This window comes from Escherichia sp. F1, from assembly GCF_046764225.1.
Classification (GTDB): Bacteria; Pseudomonadota; Gammaproteobacteria; order Enterobacterales; family Enterobacteriaceae; genus Escherichia; species Escherichia coli.
Genome location: NZ_CP177202.1, coordinates 1,101,626 through 1,125,566, shown reverse-complemented (window position 1 = coordinate 1,125,566; position 23,941 = coordinate 1,101,626). Strand labels below are relative to the sequence as shown.

Annotated in this window: 26 protein-coding genes and 2 pseudogenes; 11 read left to right on the top strand and 17 right to left on the bottom strand. The window is 53.6% G+C overall.

Annotated elements, in window-relative coordinates; genetic code table 11:
• Nucleotides 1–5: 5 nt before the first annotated feature.
• Complete coding sequence (ascB, locus tag ACK8NJ_RS05380; RefSeq protein WP_411962203.1) at nt 6–1,430, top strand: 6-phospho-beta-glucosidase AscB; 1,425 nt, start codon at nt 6–8, stop codon at nt 1,428–1,430.
• A 114-nt stretch (nt 1,431–1,544) separates the two neighbouring features.
• On the opposite strand, the gene ACK8NJ_RS05375 is transcribed toward ascB, so the two are convergent.
• The 11 genes from ACK8NJ_RS05375 to hycA form a co-directional block, all read right to left on the bottom strand.
• On the bottom strand, nt 1,545–1,964 hold the full coding sequence (locus ACK8NJ_RS05375; protein ID WP_000126294.1) for a helix-turn-helix domain-containing protein: 420 nt from the start codon (nt 1,962–1,964) through the stop codon (nt 1,545–1,547).
• Nucleotides 1,961–2,272, bottom strand: a complete 312-nt coding sequence (locus ACK8NJ_RS05370) for a type II toxin-antitoxin system HigB family toxin (protein ID WP_034173386.1) — start codon at nt 2,270–2,272, stop codon at nt 1,961–1,963. The genes ACK8NJ_RS05375 and ACK8NJ_RS05370 overlap by 4 nt, the downstream gene beginning before the upstream one ends.
• 166 nt (nt 2,273–2,438) lie before the next feature.
• Entirely contained in the window at nt 2,439–2,909 is a 471-nt protein-coding gene (gene hycI / locus ACK8NJ_RS05365) for a hydrogenase maturation peptidase HycI (RefSeq protein ID WP_000132947.1), read from the bottom strand.
• Entirely contained in the window at nt 2,902–3,312 is a 411-nt protein-coding gene (hycH, locus tag ACK8NJ_RS05360; protein ID WP_001291918.1) for a formate hydrogenlyase assembly protein HycH, read from the bottom strand. Before hycH ends, hycI begins: the two co-directional genes overlap by 8 nt.
• The gene (hycG, locus tag ACK8NJ_RS05355; protein ID WP_000067401.1) at nt 3,309–4,076 is read right to left on the bottom strand and encodes a formate hydrogenlyase subunit HycG; all 768 of its coding nucleotides are present in this window, start codon (nt 4,074–4,076) and stop codon (nt 3,309–3,311) included. The genes hycH and hycG overlap by 4 nt, the downstream gene beginning before the upstream one ends.
• Nucleotides 4,076–4,618, bottom strand: a complete 543-nt coding sequence (hycF, locus tag ACK8NJ_RS05350; RefSeq protein ID WP_000493785.1) for a formate hydrogenlyase subunit HycF — start codon at nt 4,616–4,618, stop codon at nt 4,076–4,078. Before hycF ends, hycG begins: the two co-directional genes overlap by 1 nt.
• 9 nt (nt 4,619–4,627) lie before the next feature.
• Nucleotides 4,628–6,337, bottom strand: a complete 1,710-nt coding sequence (gene hycE, locus ACK8NJ_RS05345; RefSeq protein ID WP_001288122.1) for a formate hydrogenlyase subunit HycE — start codon at nt 6,335–6,337, stop codon at nt 4,628–4,630.
• A 17-nt stretch (nt 6,338–6,354) separates the two neighbouring features.
• On the bottom strand, nt 6,355–7,278 hold the full coding sequence (hycD, locus tag ACK8NJ_RS05340) for a formate hydrogenlyase subunit HycD (RefSeq protein ID WP_000115224.1): 924 nt from the start codon (nt 7,276–7,278) through the stop codon (nt 6,355–6,357).
• A gap of 2 nt (nt 7,279–7,280) precedes the next feature.
• Entirely contained in the window at nt 7,281–9,107 is a 1,827-nt protein-coding gene (gene hycC, locus ACK8NJ_RS05335; RefSeq protein WP_001274370.1) for a formate hydrogenlyase subunit 3, read from the bottom strand.
• Nucleotides 9,104–9,715 (bottom strand): formate hydrogenlyase subunit HycB, encoded by a 612-nt coding sequence (gene hycB / locus ACK8NJ_RS05330; RefSeq protein WP_001079186.1) that lies wholly within the window; start codon nt 9,713–9,715, stop codon nt 9,104–9,106. The genes hycC and hycB overlap by 4 nt, the downstream gene beginning before the upstream one ends.
• 124 nt (nt 9,716–9,839) lie before the next feature.
• A complete protein-coding gene (hycA, locus tag ACK8NJ_RS05325; RefSeq protein ID WP_000158056.1) occupies nt 9,840–10,301 on the bottom strand; it encodes a formate hydrogenlyase regulator HycA in 462 nt (153 codons plus the stop codon).
• A gap of 211 nt (nt 10,302–10,512) precedes the next feature.
• Here hycA and hypA point away from each other — a divergent pair, with 211 nt between their 5' ends.
• The 7 genes from hypA (at nt 10,513) to ACK8NJ_RS05290 (ending at nt 16,755) form a co-directional block, all read left to right on the top strand.
• Complete coding sequence (gene hypA, locus ACK8NJ_RS05320) at nt 10,513–10,863, top strand: hydrogenase maturation nickel metallochaperone HypA (RefSeq protein WP_213850919.1); 351 nt, start codon at nt 10,513–10,515, stop codon at nt 10,861–10,863.
• Between the two features lie 3 nt (nt 10,864–10,866).
• Nucleotides 10,867–11,739, top strand: a complete 873-nt coding sequence (gene hypB, locus ACK8NJ_RS05315) for a hydrogenase nickel incorporation protein HypB (protein ID WP_000337682.1) — start codon at nt 10,867–10,869, stop codon at nt 11,737–11,739.
• Nucleotides 11,730–12,002, top strand: a complete 273-nt coding sequence (gene hypC, locus ACK8NJ_RS05310) for a hydrogenase 3 maturation protein HypC (RefSeq protein ID WP_033805010.1) — start codon at nt 11,730–11,732, stop codon at nt 12,000–12,002. The genes hypB and hypC overlap by 10 nt, the downstream gene beginning before the upstream one ends.
• Nucleotides 12,002–13,123 carry a hydrogenase formation protein HypD gene (gene hypD / locus ACK8NJ_RS05305; RefSeq protein WP_213850918.1) on the top strand — a complete coding sequence of 374 codons (1,122 nt, stop codon included), beginning with the start codon at nt 12,002–12,004 and terminating at the stop codon, nt 13,121–13,123. The genes hypC and hypD overlap by 1 nt, the downstream gene beginning before the upstream one ends.
• Complete coding sequence (gene hypE / locus ACK8NJ_RS05300; protein ID WP_411962200.1) at nt 13,120–14,130, top strand: hydrogenase maturation carbamoyl dehydratase HypE; 1,011 nt, start codon at nt 13,120–13,122, stop codon at nt 14,128–14,130. The genes hypD and hypE overlap by 4 nt, the downstream gene beginning before the upstream one ends.
• A gap of 73 nt (nt 14,131–14,203) precedes the next feature.
• The gene (flhA, locus tag ACK8NJ_RS05295; RefSeq protein ID WP_001389490.1) at nt 14,204–16,282 is read left to right on the top strand and encodes a formate hydrogenlyase transcriptional activator FlhA; all 2,079 of its coding nucleotides are present in this window, start codon (nt 14,204–14,206) and stop codon (nt 16,280–16,282) included.
• Between the two features lie 44 nt (nt 16,283–16,326).
• A complete protein-coding gene (locus tag ACK8NJ_RS05290) occupies nt 16,327–16,755 on the top strand; it encodes a TOBE domain-containing protein (protein ID WP_000301062.1) in 429 nt (142 codons plus the stop codon).
• Nucleotides 16,756–16,793: 38 nt separating this feature from the next.
• Here ACK8NJ_RS05290 and ACK8NJ_RS05285 read toward each other — a convergent pair whose 3' ends face one another.
• Nucleotides 16,794–17,138, bottom strand: coding sequence for a nitrous oxide-stimulated promoter family protein (locus tag ACK8NJ_RS05285; RefSeq protein WP_411962199.1), 345 nt, complete (start codon nt 17,136–17,138; stop codon nt 16,794–16,796).
• A 76-nt stretch (nt 17,139–17,214) separates the two neighbouring features.
• Entirely contained in the window at nt 17,215–17,349 is a 135-nt protein-coding gene (locus tag ACK8NJ_RS05280) for a hypothetical protein (protein ID WP_000611937.1), read from the bottom strand.
• A 75-nt stretch (nt 17,350–17,424) separates the two neighbouring features.
• Here ACK8NJ_RS05280 and mutS point away from each other — a divergent pair, with 75 nt between their 5' ends.
• Together mutS and pphB are read left to right on the top strand one after the other, a co-directional pair.
• Complete coding sequence (gene mutS / locus ACK8NJ_RS05275) at nt 17,425–19,986, top strand: DNA mismatch repair protein MutS (protein ID WP_033549712.1); 2,562 nt, start codon at nt 17,425–17,427, stop codon at nt 19,984–19,986.
• A 105-nt stretch (nt 19,987–20,091) separates the two neighbouring features.
• Nucleotides 20,092–20,748: a protein-serine/threonine phosphatase gene (gene pphB, locus ACK8NJ_RS05270; RefSeq protein ID WP_411962198.1), complete on the top strand. Its 657-nt coding sequence runs from the start codon at nt 20,092–20,094 to the stop codon at nt 20,746–20,748.
• 40 nt (nt 20,749–20,788) lie between these two features.
• On the opposite strand, the gene ACK8NJ_RS05265 is transcribed toward pphB, so the two are convergent.
• The gene (locus ACK8NJ_RS05265) at nt 20,789–21,025 is read right to left on the bottom strand and encodes a non-oxidative hydroxyarylic acid decarboxylases subunit D (RefSeq protein ID WP_411962197.1); all 237 of its coding nucleotides are present in this window, start codon (nt 21,023–21,025) and stop codon (nt 20,789–20,791) included.
• Between the two features lie 10 nt (nt 21,026–21,035).
• A pseudogene (locus tag ACK8NJ_RS05260) lies at nt 21,036–21,203 on the bottom strand (hypothetical protein); the annotation flags it as partial.
• On the opposite strand from ACK8NJ_RS05260, the pseudogene ACK8NJ_RS05255 reads away from it, so the two are divergent.
• Nucleotides 21,201–21,536 (top strand): annotated as a pseudogene (locus ACK8NJ_RS05255) (MarR family winged helix-turn-helix transcriptional regulator); the annotation flags it as partial. The pseudogenes ACK8NJ_RS05260 and ACK8NJ_RS05255 sit on opposite strands and share 3 nt — an antisense overlap.
• Nucleotides 21,537–21,656: 120 nt before the next feature.
• Here ACK8NJ_RS05255 and rpoS read toward each other — a convergent pair.
• Nucleotides 21,657–22,649: an RNA polymerase sigma factor RpoS gene (gene rpoS / locus ACK8NJ_RS05250; RefSeq protein ID WP_000081550.1), complete on the bottom strand. Its 993-nt coding sequence runs from the start codon at nt 22,647–22,649 to the stop codon at nt 21,657–21,659.
• 62 nt (nt 22,650–22,711) lie between these two features.
• Entirely contained in the window at nt 22,712–23,806 is a 1,095-nt protein-coding gene (gene nlpD / locus ACK8NJ_RS05245) for a murein hydrolase activator NlpD (protein WP_306174120.1), read from the bottom strand.
• Between the last annotated feature and the right edge of the window lie 135 nt (nt 23,807–23,941).

The window sequence follows — 23,941 nt, the reverse complement described above, 5'->3', positions numbered from 1 at the left end:
TGAAAATGTCAGTATTTCCAGAAGGTTTTTTATGGGGCGGCGCGCTGGCCGCCAACCAGTCTGAAGGTGCGTTCCGCGAAGGCGGCAAAGGACTGACCACGGTCGATATGATCCCGCACGGCGAGCATCGAATGGCGGTGAAACTGGGGCTGGAAAAACGTTTTCAGTTGCGCGATGACGAGTTTTATCCCAGCCATGAGGCGACGGATTTTTATCATCGTTATAAAGAAGATATCGCCCTGATGGCAGAGATGGGATTCAAAGTGTTCCGTACCTCAATTGCCTGGAGCCGCCTCTTCCCGCAGGGCGATGAACTGACGCCCAACCAGCAGGGCATTGCTTTTTACCGTTCTGTCTTTGAAGAGTGTAAAAAGTACGGTATCGAACCGCTGGTCACGTTGTGCCACTTCGATGTGCCGATGCATCTGGTCACCGAATATGGCTCCTGGCGTAACCGCAAGCTGGTGGAGTTTTTCAGCCGCTACGCCAGAATCTGCTTTGAAGCATTTGATGGTCTGGTGAAATACTGGCTCACCTTCAATGAAATCAACATTATGTTGCATAGCCCGTTCTCCGGCGCGGGTCTGGTGTTTGAAGAAGGTGAAAATCAGGATCAGGTGAAATATCAGGCCGCGCATCACCAGCTGGTTGCCAGTGCGCTAGCCACCAAAATCGCCCATGAGGTTAACCCGCAAAATCAGGTGGGCTGTATGCTGGCGGGCGGTAACTTCTACCCTTACAGTTGCAAACCGGAAGATGTCTGGGCGGCGCTGGAGAAAGATCGGGAAAACCTGTTTTTTATCGATGTGCAGGCGCGGGGCGCGTATCCGGCTTACTCTGCCCGCGTATTCCGCGAAAAAGGGGTAACCATCAACAAAGCACCGGGCGATGATGAAATCCTGAAAAACACCGTCGATTTTGTCTCCTTCAGCTATTACGCCTCGCGCTGCGCCTCGGCGGAGATGAACGCCAACAACAGCAGTGCGGCGAACGTGGTGAAATCGCTGCGTAACCCATATCTACAGGTAAGCGACTGGGGCTGGGGTATTGATCCACTCGGTCTGCGTATCACCATGAATATGATGTACGACCGTTATCAGAAGCCGCTGTTTCTGGTGGAAAACGGCCTCGGCGCAAAAGATGAATTTGCTGCCAACGGTGAGATTAACGATGACTATCGCATCAGCTATTTACGCGAACATATCCGCGCAATGGGCGAAGCGATTGCAGACGGCATTCCGCTGATGGGCTACACCACCTGGGGCTGTATTGATTTGGTTTCCGCCTCAACGGGTGAAATGAGCAAACGCTACGGTTTTGTCTACGTAGACCGTGACGACGTAGGCAACGGCACGCTGACGCGCACACGTAAGAAATCGTTCTGGTGGTATAAAAAAGTAATTGCCAGTAATGGTGAAGATTTAGAGTAAGTAACCGTGCCGGATGCGGCGTGAACGCCTTATCCGGCCTACATGTCGCACGAACCAGGTAGGTCCGATAAGCGCAGCGCATCGGGCAATCTGGCGTTTGGCATCAGTCAAAAATCAAAGAAACCATTCCGGCTTAACGCCAAATCGGGCTGAAAGTGCCTTAATGTGGGATATCGTCAGGGATCGTTGTCCAGACAAAATCTGACTGACCAGGGATTTAGAGCCGATTTCGTTCTTCAAATCCGCATAGGTCAGATTATGTTGATCAATCAGCGTACGAAGTAACGCCACGCCAACCGGCATTGCAGCAACGGCTTTGTCGAACTCTGCAAACTTTTCGTTGTTGTTTTCATACTCTGCAATGCGGCTCGCCAGAAAGTCGATAAGTGGATTGGTGTCATCTTCTTCAATCAAATATTCGACCAGTTCCAGTGCTTCACGATAATCATCTTCTGAGTCACTACCTCCCAGAAAGGGGACTGCATTGACCAGTTCTCTTGTTGCTTTAACAGCGCGTGCAGCATTAGCAGTCATTCTTTGTTCTCTCTGTAGTAACGTGTCAGTTTGTCATACTCTGCGTGATTCGTTATGTGCTTCACAAAGAACCGCTTATTAACAAAGTTTATGTAGGCAATAACCCTAAGATTGTTCCCGCCGACATCCAGAACGTACCATTTATTGCGATATTTAAAATTGTCGAGGTTGGGAAACGCCGTTCGCATTTCTTCTGGCGTAGAAAAATCCGTTTCCTTAATAACCCGATACAATGAGTGTAGAGCCAGAGCGTCGTTAGAATATTTGCGCGCACACTCTTCAAATGGCGCTTTCGAAATGATGTGCATTTTAACTTCCTTATTAGCGCCTGAATGACTAAACCTGGACTACCATTCCTTCGGATTTATTTTTCTATAGTAGTTGATCACACGGGTGTTCACAATATGTAAACACCCGTCTACACGTCACAATTGCACGTCCAAATTCCAAAACGTGAACATGTTTGTCTACGAACTACTCTTCTTCCACCGCTAACTGCGCGAATCCGCCATTCCCTTCCCAGCCTTCCAGTCGTTGATAAACGGTTTCTACCGCATCTTTAATCGGCTGGGTCATCGGGTAGTAAAAGCCGACGATATCCGGCTGGATGCCGAGGAAAATCACTTCGCCAATGTCTTCTTTTAACTGGTCGATAAGGTAGTTCAACGGCATGTTATGGGTAGTCATCATAAACATCTCGGCGATATCATCCGGATCGATGATGCGGATCTCGCCGGGGTTTAGCCCCATATCCGTGGCGTCGACAATCAGCAGTCGTGTCGGGCGCAGTTCGCGAATAGCGACAATGTCGTTTTCCGGTGCACTACCGCCGTCAATCACCACCCAGTGACCTTTCGGCGCGGCGGCGCACTTTTCCGCCAGTAGCGGGCCTGCGCCATCATCGCCCATCATGCTATTGCCAACACAGAGTAAAACGTCAGTCACGCAATCTCCTCACCATCAAATAGATGGCGTTTTCCTGATGAATATCATGCAGCATACTTAACAGCATTGTACTCCATTCCTTCTGCTGCGAAGTTTGCGCTGCCCGGGCTTTATCGAATGCGTTGGCCAGCATCGGCACATGGTTAATGTCGATGACAATCTCACCATATTTCGGCACGCCTTCCATTTTGCGGCGGGCTTCGCTGCCCGCCTCCAGAGTGGCAATCCATGCCAGATATTCATCCCACGGACAGGTGAGCGCCGCTTCCAGGCAATCGATAACCCCAAGGTGGTGACCAATCGCCAGGCTGTAATAGACCACCTGCTGCGCCTCGGCGGGCGTGGCATCGTTCTCATCAATAAATTTACGGCTCAGTTGACTGAACACCACCTTTTCACTCATCGGATACGCGCCTCTTCAACAACATGATTCAGATGGCTGACAATCTCGTTCAGACGCGGATCGTTTTCCGCTTCCAGCCAGCGTGCAACCTGTTCTTCGCCCTGCCCTAACTGTGTAAGGTAATCATCGGCAATCTGACGACCGTAACGATAACCCGCCAGGCGGCGTGCTTCGCGATCCACTTTCACGCGCAGCGGCTGCACCATATCGCCATGCAGAATTTCTGCCGGTTGTTCATCCTGCTCACCCGGCCCACGGGCGTGAATTTTCTGCTCCAGCAGGCCGAGCGCCATTGCAAAGCCGTATAGCGTAGCGGCAGGCGTTGGCGGGCAGCCCGGAATGTAGACATCCACCGGGACGATTTTATCCGTACCGCCCCACACGCAGTAGAGATCGTGGAAGATCCCGCCACTGTTACCGCAGGCACCGTAGGAGATACAGATTTTCGGGTCCGGCGCGGACTGCCACGCACGCAGCGCAGGGGATCGCATTGCACGGGTGACCGCGCCGGTAAACAGTAAAATATCCGCATGACGCGGTGAAGGAACGACTTTAATGCCGAAGCGTTCTGCATCGAACAGCGGCGACAAAGTGGCGAAAATTTCGATTTCGCAGCCGTTGCAGCCGCCGCAGTCCACGCGGTAAACGTAGGCAGAACGTTTGATTTTTTTCAGTAACGACGCCTTCATGCTGGCGATGGATTCATCCACCGTCATCGGGACCGGAATGCCGTTGGCGTCACGGGGGCCTAATAAATTGCTCATCAGATGGCCTCTTTCATATGGCGAGTCAGTTCAATACGGTCGGACGGCACCAGGCATTTCTGGCGCTTACATTCCGGGCAAGTCTCAAAGCTTTCGCGGTGGTTTTCCGCGCGGCTGTCGCCGTTGTGCTTAAGCAGCGCAATGGCGTAGTCGATCTCTTTCTGAACGGCAAAAGGACGATTGCAGACGCGGCAGTTACACAGCGCGAAACGGGACTGTTGCAGGAAGTCTTCTTTCTTCCACACAGCCAGTTCGTACTCTTGTGACAGTTTGATCGCCGCCGTCGGGCAGACTTCTTCGCAGCGTCCACAGAAGATGCAGCGTCCAAGATTGAACTCCCACGCAAGCTCTCCTGTGGCGAGGTCGGTTTCAACCGTTAAGGCGTTTGACGGGCAGGCATTGACGCAGGCCGCGCAGCCGATGCACTGCTGCGGGTTCTGCTCTGGCTTACCACGGAAGTTTTTATCAACCGCAATCGGCTCCAGCGGATAAGACGAGGTCGCCGTGCCGGTTTTGATGACTTTTTTGATAAAGGTAAACATGGCGATTCCTTATTTCAGCGGCGAGTTTTTACGCTCAATGCTGTAACGCTCGAGTTCTTTGTACGGCACCACTTTGCTCTTCTTCTTACGCACATCGACCACGGTCATGCGGTCGGTACAGGAGTAGCAAGGGTCCAGGCTACCGATAATCAGCGGCGCATCGGAAACGGTGTTGCCGCGCAGCATGTAGCGCAGGGTCGGCCAGTTCGCGTAGGTCGCGGCACGGCAGCGCCAGCGGTACAGCTTCTGGTTGTCGCCGGTCATGCTCCAGTGGATATCGTCGCCGCGCGGCGCTTCGGCAAAGCCCAGCGCGAAACGGTGCGGAATGTAGGTAAAGCCTTCCACCATCAGCGGACCACCCGGCAGGTTATCCAGACCGTAGTCGATCATGTTCAGCGCGGTATAGACTTCGTTGATACGCACTTTCAGACGGGAAATAACGTCGCAGCCCTGCTCGCTGTGGACTTCCATTGGCAGCAGGCCATAACCAACAAACGGGTGATCGGCGCGGGTATCGCGAGCGTGTCCGCTGGCGCGGACCATCGGGCCAACGTTACTGAAGTCGCGGGCAATTTCCGGGTCCAGACGACCAATGCCGACGGTGCGCTGTTCCATGTTCGGTGTGCTCAGCAGCACATCCACCAGCTCCTGCACTTCACGACGCATCTGTTGTGCCAGCTGGCGGGTCTGGATCATGTCGTCTTTCAGCAGATCGCGACGAATCCCGCCGATCAGGTTCAGGCCGTAGGTTTTACGTGCACCGGTAAGGATCTCTGCCATTTTCATGGAGGTTTCACGCACGCGGAAGAACTGCATAAAGCCGGAGTCGAAGCCGGTAAAGTGACAGGCGAGGCCGAGGTTGAGCAGATGCGAGTGCAGGCGTTCTACCTCCAGCAGAATGGCGCGGATCATCTGCGCACGTTCTGGCACCTGAATACCCATCGCGTTTTCCACCGACGTGGTGTAGGCGGTGCTGTGAGCAAAGCCGCAGATCCCGCACACACGGTCAGAGAGGAAGGTCACTTCGTTGTAACCCATGCGGGTTTCCGCCAGTTTTTCCATGCCGCGATGGACATAGAACAGGCGGTAGTCGGCGTCGATAATGTTTTCGCCATCGACGAACAGACGGAAGTGACCCGGTTCGTCGGAAGTGACGTGCAGCGGACCAATCGGCACGACATTGTTTTTCTTGTCGCCCAGTTCGTTGATGAACTCGTAGGTTTCAGCATCGGTAGTCGGTGCCGGACGCTGACGATAATCCATGCTGTCTTTACGCAGCGGATAAAGTTCATCCGGCCAGTCATCCGGCAGCACCAGACGGCGTTCATCTGGCAGACCAACCGGAATCAAACCGTACATATCGCGCACTTCGCGCTCGCCCCACACCGCCGCCGGAACGCGCGGTGTCACGGACGGATATTCCGGTTTGTTGGCGTCAACTTCGACGCGAACCGTGATCCAGCACTTAGTGCCCTTCTCCATCGACAGCACGTAATAAACGGCGTAATGACCATTCAGTTTGCGTTCGTCGTTACCAAACAGCACCGACAGCCAGCCCCCCTGCTTGTAGTAGAGAAACTCCACCACTTCCGGCAGGTAGTTCACCTTCACGGTCACGGTCAGCTGATCTTTGGTCTGCCAGGCGTGATCCAGCACGACGCCCGGAAATGCCTCATTCAGCGCGGCGAGATAATGTTGACCTAATTTTTCTTCAGACATGCTCAAACTCTCTTTAATCACGCCGCCAGCAAGGAGACGAACGCTAAAAATGCAAAGCCAAACCCAGCCCAGGTAATGCGCGGAGTAATATCAAGACGCAGACGGGCCATGCTGTTTTCGAACAGCGCGATAACCAGGACGCCAACCACCAGTTTGACGATGGCAATCACCAGCGCCAGCAGCAGTCCACCAGCGGTGAAGGTTTCCATTTGTCCCCACGGAATAAACACCCCGACGAACATCTGCAACACCACCAGCTGTTTCAGGCTGATACCCCATTTCATGACGCCAAAGCCGCTACCGCTGTATTCGGAGAGCGGACCTTCCTGCAACTCCTGCTCGGCTTCCGCCAGGTCGAACGGCAGTTTGCCCATTTCGATAAAAGTGGCGAACGCACAGGCACAAAGCGCCAGCACCAGCGGGATGCTCTGGCTCAGCGGCCAGTGATAAACGGTGTCGGTGATGTTGCTGATGTTGGTGGAACCGGCAACCTGTGCGGCAACCCACAGACCAAGCAGCAGCATCGGTTCGACCAGCACGCCAAGCATCGCTTCACGGCTCGCGCCGATAGCAGTAAACGGGCTACCGGTATCCAGACCGGAAATGGCAAAGAAGAAACGCGCGATGGCAAAGAGATACAGTAAGGTGATCAAATCGCCCAGTTGCGGCAGCGGAGAACCAACGGTCACCACCGGCAGCGCAGTAGCGATAGTCAGCATGACGCCCACCATCACATACGGCGTCAGGCGGAACACCCAGCCGGAGGCATCCGGGCCAACGCTCTGGCGACCCAGCAGTTTGATAATGTCGCGATACTCCTGCAACACGCCCGGCCCGCGACGGTTATGCAAGCGGGCGCGCGCCACGCGGGTTATACCGGAGAGCAGCGGCGCAACGGCAAATAACACCAGCGCCTGAATTAACGGATATAAAACACTCATTCTCAGGCTCCTCGTGAAACAATAATCACCACCAGTACCGCCAGTTCAACCAGCGCCATCCGGCGGAACAGCAACGCACTCCCCTCGCACTGCCAGCCCGGTACCAGCGACACCGGATTCAGCCATTTGCGCAGTTTCAGCACCGGCGCAAACGCCTGTTTCACCGGCATGGCAAAACCGTGAGCAGTAATCACCATTGATTTTTCATGGTCGTAGCCGCACACCCAGGCCGCGCCGCGGGAACGCGACGGCAAACGATCGCCTTTGCAAATCGCCATAATGATGAATGGCAGCAGCGGGCAGGCAATCAGCAGCAATGTGATCATGGGTTGAGAAACGGTGGTGTTAGCAGGCTCCAGCGGCAGAGGTACAGCAGCAGAGAGCATCGGCAGCAGCCACGGCGCAGCAACACCGCCAATGACGCAGCAAATCGCCAGTGCCACCACGCTTACGCTCATCAGGAGCGGCGCACAGGTGGCGTTTTCGGCTTCTTTGGTACGCGGCGCGCCGAGGAACGTGACGCCATAGACTTTCGCCATACACATCACCGCCAGCGCACCGGTAATTGCCAGCCCCACAGCGAGCAGCGGCCCCAGCAGACGGGCAACAAACGCGCCACTATTGCTCAGTTTGAAGAAGGATTGATAGATAACCCATTCCCCGGCAAACCCGTTCAGCGGCGGCAGCGCAGCCATTGCCATCAGCCCGACTAACATGGCGATGGAGATAACCGGCATTTTCTTGCCAATACCGCCAAGTTTTTCGATATCGCGATGCCCGGTACGGAACCAGACGCTCCCCGCCCCGAGGAACAGTACGCTTTTGAACAGGCTATGGTTAAGCAGATGGTACAAACCACCGACCAGACCAAGGGCAATCAGCGCCGGTTGTTCTAGCGCGATACCCGTTACGCCAGCGCCCAGCCCCAGCAGGATAATGCCGATATTCTCCAGGGTGTGGTAAGCCAGCAGACGTTGGATATTATGTTCCATCAACGCATACAGACCGCCGACAAACGCGGTGATCATACCGAGCACCAGCAGCGCGATCCCCCACCACAGCGGTGCATTACCGCCCAGCAGTGACAGGGTTAAAATGCCCAGCAGGCCAATTTTCATGACTACCGTGGAAAACAACGCGGCAGCTGGCGCAGAGGCGTTGGCATGTGCCTGTGGCACCCAGCCGTGCAGCGGAATAATCCCGGCCAGCAGGCCAAAGCCAATCACACCGAGCAGCCAGATATCGGAACCGAGCGGCAGCTGTTGCATACGCATATCCAGCAGGCGCAGATCCAGCGTGCCGTAACGCTGCCACAGCAGCCAGCAGGCAATCGCCAGCAGCAGAGTGCCAAGACGCCCCAGCGCAAACCACAGTTTGCCCTCTTTGCTGTTGCTGGTGAGGAACACCGCACACAGGGCCATGATTTCGGCCATTACCACGAACATGCCGAGGTTGCTGGCGATGACGGCACAGACGGCGGCAGCCATCAACATATTGATCTGCAAGCCGTTGCATTTCACCTGCGCGTGGCGATGCCAGTCAATGTTGTAGAGGCTGACAAACAGACCGCACAGGCCGAGCGTAATCAGCCAAATCGCGTTAAGCGGAGAGATTTGCACATCGTAGCTTACCAGCGACAGCGCACCGCTCACGCCAACCGCACCAGTCAGCACAGTGAAGCCCGCGGCTGCCGTATACAGGCTACCCACCGCGCCGCCAATTCCGGCTATCCAGCCACTCAGCGCCTTTTGAAAAGAAAAGAGAAATGCCAGAACAGCGGCGGCGGCAAACCACGCCACGCCGCTATTGATCAGGGAAATTGCGCTCATTTAGCCTCTCCACTTTGAGCCTGCTGAAACAAGGTGAGATCGCCAAAGTCCGTGTTAAAAGTCAGCTCACGCTTACGTTTGCTGACGCGGGCGATATCGGTGTTATCCACCAGATGCAGGGCTTTAGTCGGGCACATCCGCACGCAGGCCGGACCTTGTTCATCAAAACTACAAAGGTCACATTTGACGGCGATCGCGCGAATACCTGGCACCCAGTCAAGCAATGTGCTGACACGCGCCGGAGCAGGCGGTGCCGGTGGCGCTTTCGGGGTATTGGCGTTTGCCGGAATATCCAGCGGACGGCTGCCGGAAAATTCAATTGCGCCAAACGGGCAGGCGATGCCGCACAGTTTGCAGCTTACGCACAGACTTTCATTCAACTGCACGGCCCCATCAACGCGGGTGATGGCGTTAACCGGGCAAACCACCGCACAGGGCGCATCTTCACAGTGGTGACAGAGCTGCGGCGCAGATTCTTTTTCATTGAGCATCACTCGCAGGCGCGGCATTGATTGCAGGCCGTGCTGGCGATGCGTCTCTGAACAGGCGGCCTCACAGGTGTGGCAGCCGATACAGAGCGTGGAGTCAGCAATTACAAAACGATTCACCAGGCATTCCTCAGGTGATTGTCATTTTTGACGAAAACATGCCGATGAAATGTCATTTTCGACACTCATCGACACGCCCATCCCCAAACAGGCGTAACGCCTGCAAAACGGGCAAAGCCTCAGCTCATGCTGCCGGGCTTTGTCCCTTTACCAGTTGGCTTAAATTCACCGGCACATTGTTTTCAATGGCGGTGTATAAGCTGTCGTAAACGCCAGCGATTTTTTCGAGATAGTGTTCCAGAACCTGTTCGCGATCGCGGATGTTGACCTTGCCATCAATCATGCCGTCAATGCTCAGTTGCGCCTGCGCAATCCGCTGTTTGTCTTCACCATCTTTTGTTTCGACGTAATACTCGATGGTGTGGCTGTTAAAGCCATCCGCCAGGGTGACGTAAATACGAAAATGTTCAAAAAGGACGAAACAGAGTTCTTTGTCCGGCGCGCAGCTCATGGCGTGATGCAGGCGCGCTTTCGATAACGTGATCCCCTGAACCAGCGAATTGCAGTAGATGTGCCACTGGTCCTGTAGGCGACGATGCCGCTGTGCGATGTAATCGGCTTTCTCGCTTATTTCCCAAATAGTCATTGTCAGGTTACCCGTTTAACAGAGATGCCAGCTTTAAGCATTTTTTGTGCCAACTTTTAATTTATTGTTATTAAAGCGATTTTTAAGCTAAAGATGAATTTCGTCGCCGTGTCGACGTGTCATTTCGACATCATCGACATTATTCACCGCAGGGATAATCAACACTGGCACAATTATTGCTTGTAGCTGGCAATAGTTAATGGGAGGCGATATGCACGAAATAACCCTCTGCCAACGGGCACTGGAATTGATCGAACAGCAGGCCGCAAAACACGGCGCAAAACGCGTAACTGGGGTCTGGCTCAAAATTGGCGCATTTTCTTGTGTCGAAACCACCTCTCTTGCCTTTTGTTTTGATCTGGTTTGCCGCGGCAGCGTGGCGGAAGGTTGTAAACTGCACCTCGAAGAACAAGAGGCCGAATGCTGGTGTGAAACATGCCAACAGTATGTGACGCTACTGACCCAGCGCGTCCGCCGCTGTCCACAGTGTCATGGTGACATGCTACAGATTGTGGCAGACGACGGTTTACAGATTCGGCGGATAGAAATAGACCAGGAGTGAGCGATGTGTACAACATGCGGTTGCGGTGAAGGCAACCTGTATATCGAGGGTGATGAACATAACCCTCATTCCGCGTTTCGTAGCGCGCCATTTGCCCCGGCGGCACGCCCGAAGATGAAAATCACCGGCATTAAAACGCCTGAATTTACCCCCAGCCAGACTGAAGAAGGCGACCTGCATTACGGTCATGGCGAAGCGGGTACTCACGCGCCGGGCATGAGCCAGCGTCGGATGCTGGAAGTCGAAATTGACGTGCTGGACAAAAATAACCGTCTGGCTGAACGCAACCGCGCGCGCTTTGCTGCCCGCAAGCAACTGGTGCTCAACCTGGTTTCCAGCCCTGGTTCCGGTAAAACCACCCTGCTGACGGAAACCTTAATGCGCCTGAAAGACAGCGTTCCGTGCGCAGTTATTGAAGGCGACCAGCAAACCGTGAACGATGCCGCGCGCATTCGTGCTACCGGCACGCCAGCGATTCAGGTGAACACCGGTAAAGGCTGCCATCTTGACGCACAGATGATTGCCGACGCCGCGCCGCGCCTGCCACTGGACGATAACGGTATTCTGTTTATCGAAAACGTTGGTAACCTCGTTTGCCCGGCCAGCTTCGATCTCGGTGAAAAACACAAAGTGGCGGTGCTTTCCGTTACCGAAGGTGAAGACAAACCGCTGAAATATCCGCATATGTTTGCCGCCGCCTCGCTGATGCTGCTCAACAAAGTTGACCTGTTGCCGTATCTCAACTTTGACGTTGAGAAGTGCATCGCCTGCGCCCGCGAAGTCAATCCAGAAATTGAAATCATCCTTATTTCCGCCACCAGCGGCGAAGGGATGGACCAGTGGCTGAACTGGCTGGAGACACAGCGATGTGCATAGGCGTTCCCGGCCAGATCCGCACCATTGACGGCAACCAGGCGAAAGTCGACGTCTGCGGCATTCAGCGCGATGTCGATTTAACGTTAGTCAGTAGCTGCGATGAAAACGGTCAGCCACGCGTAGGCCAGTGGGTACTGGTTCACGTTGGCTTTGCCATGAGCGTAATTAATGAAGCCGAAGCGCGCGACACTCTCGACGCCTTACAAAACATGTTTGACGTTGAGCCGGATGTCGGTGCGCTGTTGTATGGCGAGGAAAAATAATGCGTTTTGTTGATGAATATCGCTCGCCGGAACAGGTGATGCAGTTAATTGAGCATCTGCGCGAACGTGCTTCACATCTCTCTTACACCGCCGAACGCCCTCTGCGGATTATGGAAGTGTGCGGTGGTCATACCCACGCCATTTTTAAATTCGGCCTCGACCAGTTGCTGCCGGAAAACGTTGAGTTTATCCACGGTCCCGGTTGCCCGGTGTGTGTACTGCCGATGGGTAGAATCGACACCTGCGTGGAGATTGCCAGCCATCCGGAAGTCATCTTCTGTACCTTTGGCGACGCCATGCGCGTGCCGGGGAAACAGGGATCGCTGTTGCAGGCAAAAGCACGCGGTGCCGATGTGCGCATCGTTTACTCGCCGATGGATGCGTTGAAACTGGCGCAGGAGAATCCAACCCGCAAAGTGGTGTTCTTCGGCTTAGGTTTTGAAACCACCATGCCGACGACGGCCATCACTCTGCAACAGGCGAAAGCGCGTGATGTGCAGAATTTTTACTTCTTCTGCCAGCATATTACGCTTATCCCGACGCTGCGCAGTTTGCTGGAAGAGCCGGATAACGGTATCGACGCGTTTCTTGCGCCCGGTCACGTTAGTATGGTTATCGGCACTGATGCCTATAATTTTATCACCAGCGATTTTCATCGTCCGCTGGTGGTCGCTGGTTTCGAACCCCTTGATCTACTGCAAGGCGTGGTGATGCTGGTGGAGCAGAAAATAGCGGCCCACAGCAAGGTAGAGAATCAGTATCGTCGGGTGGTGCCGGATGCCGGTAACCTGCTGGCGCAACAGGCGATTGCCGATGTGTTCTGTGTCAACGGCGACAGCGAATGGCGCGGCTTAGGCGTGATTGAATCTTCTGGTGTACACCTGACGCCGGATTATCAACGATTCGATGCCGAAGCGCATTTCCGCCCGGCACCGCAGCAGGTCTGCGATGACCCGCGCGCACGTTGTGGCGAAGTATTAACGGGCAAATGTAAGCCGCATCAATGCCCGCTGTTTGGTAACACCTGTAATCCTCAAACCGCGTTTGGTGCGCTGATGGTTTCCTCCGAAGGAGCGTGCGCCGCGTGGTATCAGTATCGTCAGCAGGAGAGTGAAGCGTGAATAATATCCAACTCGCCCACGGTAGCGGCGGCCAGGCGATGCAGCAATTAATCAACAGCCTGTTTATGGAAGCCTTTGCCAACCCGTGGCTGGCAGAGCAGGAAGATCAGGCACGTCTTGATCTGGCGCAGCTGGTAGCGGAAGGCGACCGTCTGGCGTTCTCCACCGACAGTTACGTCATTGATCCGCTGTTCTTTCCTGGCGGTAATATCGGCAAGCTGGCGATTTGCGGAACCGCGAATGACGTTGCGGTCAGTTGCGCTATTCCGCGCTATCTCTCCTGTGGCTTTATCCTCGAAGAAGGATTGCCGATGGAGACACTGAAAGCCGTAGTGACCAGCATGGCAGAAACCGCCCGCGCGGCAGGCATTGCCATCGTCACTGGCGATACTAAAGTGGTGCAGCGCGGCGCGGCAGATAAACTGTTTATCAACACCGCTGGCATGGGCGCAATTCCGGCGAATATTCACTGGGGCGCACAGACGCTAACCGCAGGCGATGTATTGCTGGTTAGCGGTACACTCGGCGACCACGGGGCGACTATCCTTAACCTGCGTGAGCAGCTGGGGCTGGATGGCGAACTGGTCAGCGACTGTGCGGTACTAACGCCGCTTATTCAGACGCTTCGTGACATTCCCGGCGTGAAAGCGCTGCGTGATGCCACCCGTGGTGGTGTGAACGCGGTAGTTCATGAGTTCGCGGCAGCCTGCGGTTGCGGTATTGAAATTTCAGAAGCGGCACTGCCGGTTAAACCTGCTGTGCGCGGCGTTTGCGAACTGCTGGGACTGGACGCCCTTAACTTTGCCAACGAAGGCAAACTGGTGATCGCCGTTGAACGCAACGCGGCAGAGCAAGTGCTGGCAGCGTTACATTCCCATCCACTGGGAAAAGACGCGGCGCTGATTGGTGAAGTGGTGGAACGTAAAGGTGTTCGTCTTGCCGGTCTGTATGGCGTGAAACGAACCCTCGATCTACCGCACGCCGAACCGCTTCCGCGTATATGCTAATAAAATTCTAAATCTCCTATAGTTAGTCAATGACCTTTTGCACCGCTTTGCGGTGCTTTCCTGGAAGAACAAAATGTCATATACACCGATGAGTGATCTCGGACAACAAGGGTTGTTCGACATCACTCGGACACTATTGCAGCAGCCCGATCTGGCCTCGCTGTGTGAGGCTCTTTCGCAACTGGTAAAGCGTTCTGCGCTCGCCGACAACGCGGCTATTGTGTTGTGGCAAGCGCAGACTCAACGTGCGTCTTATTACGCGTCGCGTGAAAAAGACACCCCCATTAAATATGAAGACGAAACTGTTCTGGCACACGGTCCGGTACGCAGCATTTTGTCGCGCCCTGATACGCTGCATTGCAGTTACGAAGAATTTTGTGAAACCTGGCCGCAGCTGGCCGCAGGTGGGCTATACCCAAAATTTGGTCACTATTGCCTGATGCCACTGGCGGCGGAAGGGCATATTTTTGGTGGCTGTGAATTTATTCGTTATGACGATCGCCCCTGGAGCGAAAAAGAGTTCAATCGTCTGCAAACATTTACGCAGATCGTTTCTGTCGTCACCGAACAAATCCAGAGCCGCGTCGTCAATAATGTCGACTATGAGTTGTTATGCCGGGAGCGCGATAACTTCCGCATCCTGGTTGCCATTACCAACGCGGTGCTTTCCCGCCTGGATATGGACGAACTGGTCAGCGAAGTCGCCAAAGAAATCCATTACTACTTCGACATTGACGATATCAGCATCGTCTTACGCAGCCACCGTAAAAACAAACTCAACATCTACTCCACTCACTATCTTGATAAACAGCATCCCGCCCACGAACAGAGCGAAGTCGATGAAGCCGGAACCCTCACCGAACGCGTCTTCAAAAGCAAAGAGATGCTGCTGATTAATCTCCACGAGCGGGACGATTTAGCCCCCTATGAACGCATGTTGTTCGACACCTGGGGCAACCAGATTCAAACCTTGTGCCTGTTACCGCTGATGTCTGGCGACACCATGCTGGGCGTGCTGAAACTGGCGCAATGCGAAGAGAAAGTCTTTACCACTACCAATCTGAGCTTACTGCGCCAGATTGCCGAACGTGTGGCAATCGCTGTCGATAACGCCCTCGCCTATCAGGAAATTCATCGTCTGAAAGAACGGCTGGTTGATGAAAACCTCGCCCTGACCGAGCAGCTCAACAATGTTGATAGTGAATTTGGCGAGATTATTGGCCGCAGCGAAGCCATGTACAGCGTACTTAAACAAGTTGAAATGGTGGCGCAAAGTGACAGTACCGTGCTGATCCTCGGTGAAACTGGTACAGGTAAAGAGCTGATTGCCCGCGCGATCCATAATCTCAGTGGGCGTAATAATCGCCGCATGGTAAAAATGAACTGCGCGGCGATGCCTGCCGGATTGCTGGAGAGCGATCTGTTTGGTCATGAGCGTGGGGCTTTTACCGGTGCCAGCGCCCAGCGCATTGGTCGTTTTGAACTGGCGGATAAAAGCTCCCTGTTCCTCGACGAAGTGGGCGATATGCCACTGGAGTTACAGCCGAAGTTGCTGCGTGTATTACAGGAACAGGAGTTTGAACGTCTCGGCAGCAACAAAATCATTCAGACGGACGTGCGTTTAATTGCCGCGACTAACCGCGATCTGAAAAAAATGGTCGCCGACCGTGAGTTCCGTAGCGATCTCTATTACCGCCTGAATGTATTCCCGATTCACCTGCCGCCACTACGCGAGCGTCCGGAAGATATTCCGCTGCTGGCGAAAGCCTTTACCTTCAAAATTGCCCGTCGTCTGGGGCGCAATATCGACAGCATTCCTGCCGAGACGCTGCGCATCCTGAGCAACATGGAGTGGCCGGGTAACGTACGCGAACTGGAAAACGTCATTGAGCGCGCGGTATTGCTAACACGCGGCAACGTGCTGCAGCTGTCACTGCCAGATATTGTTTTACCGGAACCAGAAACGCCGCCTGCCGCAACGGTTGTCGCCCAGGAGGGCGAAGATGAATATCAGTTGATTGTTCGCGTGCTGAAAGAAACCAACGGCGTGGTTGCCGGGCCTAAAGGCGCTGCGCAACGTCTAGGGCTGAAACGCACGACTCTGCTGTCACGGATGAAGCGACTGGGAATTGATAAATCGGCATTGATTTAACAGATGTGGTTATACTCGATCAACATTCAATGAAAGGAGGCAGTATGGCAGTTTCAGCAAGAAATCAATTAACCGGAACAGTTAGCGCAGTAGCAATGGGCGCGGTGAATGACGAAGTAGAACTGACGCTGGCAGGTGGTGCAAAGCTGGTGGCAATTGTGACTCACAGCAGCCAGCAAGCGCTGGGTCTGGCGAAAGGGAAAGAAGCGATTGCCCTGATTAAAGCCCCGTGGGTAACGCTGGCAACGGAAGACTGTGGACTGAAATTCTCTGCTCGCAACCAGTTTGCTGGCAGCGTGTCGACAATCACCGAAGGCGCAGTGAACGCCACTGTCCATATCAAAACGGATGCGGGTTTTGAAATTGTGGCAGTGGTAACAAATGAAAGTCAGGATGAAATGAAACTCACCACTGGCTCGCGCGTTATTGCATTGATCAAAGCATCAGCCATCCTGATTGCCACCAAAGCGTAAGCGCCTTATTTGCCGGAGAGTATGGCTCTCCGGCAGATTTATTTCTTTGGACGATATTTTTCCGGCAGTTCTGGCACCGGACGCTTGTCATCGATGAAATGACGCACGGTTAAGATCGGATGACGCCACAGCATTCTCGGCCCGGCCCAACGCATAATCTGTTTCATCTCTTCACGCTTTGCAGGCTGGTAACAGTGCACCGGACACTGCTTACAGGCTGGTTTCTCTTCGCCGAACACACATTTATCCAGCCGCTTTTGCGCGTAAACAAACAACGCCTCGTAATGCTCCGGCTCCGCTGACGCCTGCGGGCATTTCGCTTGATAAAGATCGATCATTTTTTTAATCGTCAGTTTTTCACGAGAGATACGCTTGCCGGACATGCTGCCTCCATACTCTTAAGGTGTATTTATATTACAACTTAATTTGAAAGGGGACTATGGCTCTGAAGGAGGAGGTTTATTCAACCGACGCAATTTTGCGTACCTGCTTCATAAGCATCACGCAAAAGCTGCAAAACAGCATCTTTCCCGGAATCACCATCAAGAACTCGCCGTTCGCTTCTTCCCCTGAAATGATTAACTCCGGTATCATGTGCGCCTTATGTGATTACAACGAAAATAAAAACCATCACACCTCATTTAATATCAGGGAACCGGACATAACCCCATGAGTGCAATAGAAAATTTCGATGCCCATACGCCCATGATGCAGCAGTATCTCAAGCTGAAAGCCCAGCATCCCGAGATCCTGCTGTTTTACCGGATGGGTGATTTTTATGAACTGTTTTATGACGACGCAAAACGCGCGTCGCAACTGCTGGATATTTCACTGACCAAACGCGGTGCTTCGGCGGGAGAACCGATCCCGATGGCGGGGATCCCCTACCATGCGGTGGAAAACTACCTCGCCAAACTGGTGAATCAGGGCGAGTCCGTTGCCATCTGCGAACAAATTGGCGACCCAGCGACCAGCAAAGGTCCGGTTGAGCGCAAAGTTGTGCGTATCGTTACGCCGGGCACCATCAGCGATGAAGCGCTGTTGCAGGAGCGTCAGGATAACCTGCTGGCGGCTATCTGGCAGGACAGTAAAGGTTTCGGCTACGCGACGCTGGATATCAGTTCCGGGCGTTTTCGCCTGAGCGAACCGGCTGACCGCGAAACGATGGCGGCAGAGCTGCAACGCACTAATCCGGCAGAGCTGTTGTATGCAGAAGATTTCGCCGAGATGTCGCTGATTGAAGGTCGTCGCGGACTGCGCCGTCGCCCGCTGTGGGAGTTTGAAATCGACACCGCGCGCCAGCAGTTGAATCTGCAATTTGGCACCCGCGATCTGGTCGGTTTTGGCGTCGAGAACGCGCCGCGCGGACTTTGTGCTGCCGGTTGTCTGTTGCAGTATGCGAAAGATACCCAACGTACGACTCTGCCGCATATTCGTTCTATCACTATGGAACGTGAGCAGGACAGCATCATTATGGATGCCGCGACGCGTCGTAACCTGGAAATTACCCAGAACCTGGCGGGCGGTGCGGAAAACACGCTGGCTTCTGTGCTCGACTGCACCGTCACGCCGATGGGCAGCCGTATGCTGAAACGCTGGCTGCATATGCCAGTGCGCGATACCCGCGTCTTGCTTGAGCGCCAGCAAACTATTGGCGCATTGCAGGATTTCACCGCCGAGCTGCAGCCGGTACTGCGTCAGGTCGGCGACCTGGAACGTATTCTGGCGCGTCTGGCTTTACGAACTGCTCGCCCACGCGATCTGGCCCGTATGCGTCACGCTTTCCAGCAACTGCCGGAGCTGCGTGCGCTATTAGAAAATGTCGATAGCGCTCCGGTACAGGCGCTGCGTGAAAAAATGGGCGAGTTTGCCGAGCTGCGCGATCTGCTGGAGCGAGCAATCATCGACACACCGCCAGTGCTGGTACGCGACGGTGGTGTTATCGCATCGGGCTATAACGAAGAGCTGGATGAGTGGCGCGCGCTGGCTGACGGCGCGACCGATTATCTGGAGCGTCTGGAAGTCCGCGAGCGTGAACGTACCGGCCTGGACACGCTGAAAGTTGGCTTTAATGCGGTGCACGGCTACTACATTCAGATCAGCCGAGGGCAAAGCCACCTGGCACCGATTAACTACATGCGCCGCCAGACGCTGAAAAACGCCGAACGCTACATTATTCCAGAGCTAAAAGAGTACGAAGACAAAGTTCTCACTTCAAAAGGCAAAGCACTGGCACTGGAAAAACAGCTTTATGAAGAGCTGTTCGACCTGCTGTTGCCGCATCTGGAAGCGTTGCAACAGAGCGCAAGCGCACTGGCAGAACTTGATGTGCTGGTTAACCTGGCGGAGCGGGCCTATACCCTGAACTACACCTGCCCGACCTTTATTGATAAACCGGGTATTCGCATCACCGAAGGCCGCCATCCGGTGGTTGAACAGGTGCTGAATGAGCCGTTTATCGCCAACCCGCTGAACCTGTCGCCGCAGCGTCGCATGTTGATCATTACCGGTCCGAATATGGGCGGTAAAAGTACCTATATGCGCCAGACCGCACTGATTGCGCTGATGGCCTACATCGGCAGCTATGTACCGGCGCAAAAAGTCGAGATTGGCCCGATCGACCGTATCTTTACCCGCGTAGGAGCAGCGGACGATCTGGCATCCGGGCGTTCAACCTTTATGGTGGAAATGACCGAAACCGCCAATATTTTACATAACGCCACCGAGTACAGTCTGGTGCTGATGGATGAGATTGGGCGCGGAACTTCCACTTACGATGGTCTGTCGCTGGCGTGGGCGTGCGCGGAAAATCTGGCGAATAAGATTAAAGCGTTGACGTTGTTTGCCACCCACTATTTCGAGCTGACCCAGTTACCGGAAAAAATGGAAGGCGTCGCCAACGTGCATCTTGATGCACTAGAGCACGGCGACACCATTGCCTTTATGCACAGCGTGCAGGATGGCGCGGCGAGCAAAAGCTACGGCCTGGCGGTTGCCGCTCTGGCGGGCGTGCCAAAAGAGGTTATTAAGCGGGCACGGCAAAAACTGCGTGAGCTGGAAAGCATTTCGCCGAACGCCGCCGCTACGCAAGTGGATGGTACGCAAATGTCTTTGCTGTCAGTGCCAGAAGAAACGTCGCCTGCAGTCGAAGCACTGGAAAACCTGGACCCGGATTCACTGACTCCGCGTCAGGCGCTGGAGTGGATTTATCGCTTGAAGAGTCTGGTTTAATAACAAATCCCGATAGTCTTTTGCTATCGGGAATATTAACGACAACTGACGAATCAAATAAAAATACCCTGTATAATAGGAAATCTTATTTTACAGGGTAAAACCATGCCATCTACACGCTATCAAAAAATCAATGCCCATCACTATCGCCATATATGGGCCGTTGGTGATATTCATGGTGACTATCAATTATTACAATCCCGCTTACATCAACTCTCTTTTTGCCCTGAAACCGACTTACTTATTTCTGTCGGCGATAATATTGATCGTGGGCCGGAGAGTCTTAACGTACTACGCCTGCTAAACCAACCCTGGTTTACGTCGATTAAAGGCAACCACGAAGCGATGGCGTTGGATGCGTTCGCGACCGGCGATGGCAATATGTGGCTTGCCAGCGGCGGCGACTGGTTTTTCGATTTAAATGATTCAGAGCAACAAGCGGCAATAGATCTGTTGCTGAAATTCCATCACCTTCCACATATTATTGAAGTTACTAACGACAACATAAAATATGTCATCACACATGCAGATTATCCGGGGAATGAATATCTCTTTGGTAAAGAAATAGCGGAGAGCGAATTACTCTGGCCTGTTGATCGTGTGCAGAAATCGCTTAATGGCGAGTTACAACAAATAAACGGCGCTGATTATTTTATATTTGGACATATGGTGTTTGATAACATTCAGACGTTCGCAAACCAGATTTATATTGATACCGGATCGCCGAAAAGCGGGCGGCTGTCATTTTATAAAATAAAGTAATGAGGCCGGGTAAAGCAAAGCCACTACCCGGCACTTTTTATTAACGCTTATCTGCCGCCAGCAGCGGCGGGATGCTCGGCACCATCGGCGCGTCATCAATATCTTTCTGCGTCATGCTGAACGCTTCGGGATAATGCTCGCGGCTGGTGCGGCGTAGCGGTTCGGTATCGCGCCAGGTATAAAGGCAATGCTGGCACTGGTAGACCGTCCAGACATCATTCACCGGCGATTTCGCCATCACTTCAATCTGTTCATCGGCACAACGTGGACAAATCATCTTGTTCTCCTTATTTACGTGCGGCCAGCATAGCAGTCAGTTTTTCAGCCCAGGCTTTGGTTTCCGGCAAATCCACCACCGGCTGGCTGTAGTGACCACGGTTGTCCGGGGCGACAGGCGTGGTAGCGTCGAGAATCAGCTTGTCGGTGATCCCCGCCGGGCTTGAGCCAGGGTCGAGTTACCTGACCTGACCAAACCACAGTACGCGGTGATGCGCGCCATTGCTGATAAGCCTGGTATCGAACAGGTGGCACTGATAGAAGCAGCAGTCAGCACCAAAGCAACGCTGGCAGAAATGTTGGCAAGAATGGAAAATCGTGGCTTAGTCAGACGTGAACATGACGCCGCTGACAAGCGGCGTCGCTTTGTCTGGCTGACTGCCGAAGGAGAAAAGGTACTTGCTGCGGCGATACCGATTGGTGACAGTGTGGATGAGGAATTTTTGGGGCGTTTGAGTGCAGAAGAGAAGGAGCTGTTTATGCAGTTGGTGCGCAAGATGATGAGCAAATAGGATGCTGATTGCCGGGTGGGACACTGACGTGTTTTATCCAGGCGACAAAACACACCAACTCCCCAAATAAAAGAAAAAGGCCAGCCTCGCTTGAGACTGGCCTTTCTGACAGATGCTTACTTACTCGCGGAACAGCGCTTCGATATTCAGCCCCTGTGTTTGCAGGATTTCGCGCAAACGGCGCAGGCCTTCAACCTGAATCTGGCGAACACGTTCACGGGTGAGGCCAATTTCACGACCTACATCTTCCAGTGTTGCCGCTTCGTACCCCAGCAAACCGAATCGACGTGCCAGTACTTCACGCTGTTTGGCGTTCAGCTCGAACAGCCATTTGACGATGCTCTGCTTCATATCGTCATCTTGCGTGGTATCTTCCGGACCGTTCTCTTTTTCATCGGCCAGGATGTCCAGCAACGCTTTTTCGGAATCACCACCCAGCGGGGTGTCTACCGAGGTAATGCGCTCGTTAAGACGAAGCATACGGCTGACGTCATCAACTGGCTTATCCAGTTGCTCTGCGATCTCTTCCGCACTTGGTTCGTGGTCCAGTTTATGGGACAACTCGCGTGCGGTTCGCAGGTAAACGTTCAGCTCCTTTACGATGTGAATCGGCAAACGAATAGTACGGGTTTGGTTCATAATCGCCCGTTCGATCGTCTGGCGAATCCACCAGGTTGCGTATGTTGAGAAGCGGAAACCACGTTCCGGGTCAAACTTCTCTACCGCGCGGATCAGCCCCAGGTTGCCCTCTTCGATCAGGTCCAGCAACGCCAGACCACGATTGCCATAACGGCGGGCAATTTTTACCACCAGACGCAAGTTACTCTCGATCATCCGGCGGCGGGAGGCAACATCTCCACGCAGTGCGCGACGCGCAAAATAAACTTCTTCTTCGGCCGTTAACAGTGGTGAATAACCAATCTCACCAAGGTAAAGCTGAGTCGCGTCCAACACACGCTGTGTGGCTCCCTGCGATAACAGTTCCTCTTCGGCCAAATCGTTATCACTGGGTTCCTCTTCTACTAAGGCCTTTTCGTCAAAAACCTCAACTCCGTTCTCATCAAATTCCGCATCTTCATTTAAATCATGAACTTTCAGCGTATTCTGACTCATAAGGTGGCTCCTACCCGTGATCCCTTGACGGAACATTCAAGCAAAAGCCTGGTTCCGCCGATTTATCGCTGCGGCAAATAACGCAGCGGGTTTACGGATTTCCCCTTGTAACGAATTTCAAAATGCAAGCGTGTTGAACTGGTTCCGGTGCTACCCATGGTTGCTATTTTTTGCCCCGCCTTCACTTCTTGTTGTTCCCGGACCAGCATTGTGTCGTTATGGGCGTAGGCACTCAGGTAATCATCATTATGTTTGATGATAATCAGATTACCGTAGCCGCGCAGCGCGTTACCGGCATAAACAACGCGGCCATCTGCGGTCGCGATAATTGCCTGTCCTTTGCTGCCTGCGATATCAATCCCCTTGTTGCCCCCCTCAGAAGCGCCAAAGGTTTCGATCACTTTGCCCTCAGTCGGCCAACGCCAGGTGGAGATAGGCGTACTGGTTGATGTACTGCTGACAGTCGGCTCGGTTGTGCTTGCTGTTGGTACCGTTACAGGCGCTGTGACCGTGGTCGCAGTTGGCTTGTTGTTCGGCAACATTTTGTTAGCACTCTGTTCACCCGAAGACTCAGAATACGTAATTGTCGGTTGCGACGCAACAGCAACGGTGGAATTTTGTGCAGGCTTGATCACAACTCCTTGCTCTGCTGCGTCGGCCTGGGTAATGGCATTTCCGCCAGTGATTGGCGTACCGGAAGCATTACCCACCTGTAAGGTCTGACCGACGTTCAGCGCGTATGGTGCCTGAATATTGTTGCGCTGAGCAAGGTCACGGAAATCGTTGCCAGTAATCCAGGCGATATAGAAAAGTGTGTCGCCTTTTTTCACGGTATAGGTACTGCCGCTATAACTGCCTTTCGGAATGTTCCCATACTGACGGTTGTAGACGATGCGTCCGTTTTCCATCTGTACCGGCTGCTGAGCTACTGGCTGCACCGGCTGGATTTGCGGTTGTTGAGTGGCCTGAATTTGTGGCTGCTGTACCGGCTGAATTTGCGGTTGCTGAGCTGTAGACGTCGTCCCCATTTTCGGCGGTGGCGTAATCAACATACCAGAATTGGTATTTGCAGGCGCATTGCCATTAACGGAGCTGACCGGTGCCGGTGGATTTGAAGTGTCAGAACAGCCTGCCAGCCATAGCGAAACCAGTGACAAAGCCGCAATGCGGCGAACGGTGAATTTTGGGCTTCCCGCGCTCATTTATCCCCCAGGAAAAATTGGTTAATAACCAGTGACATAATTACCGTGCAAGGCACCATACTGAACACTGGAAAAGATGTTCACGATACG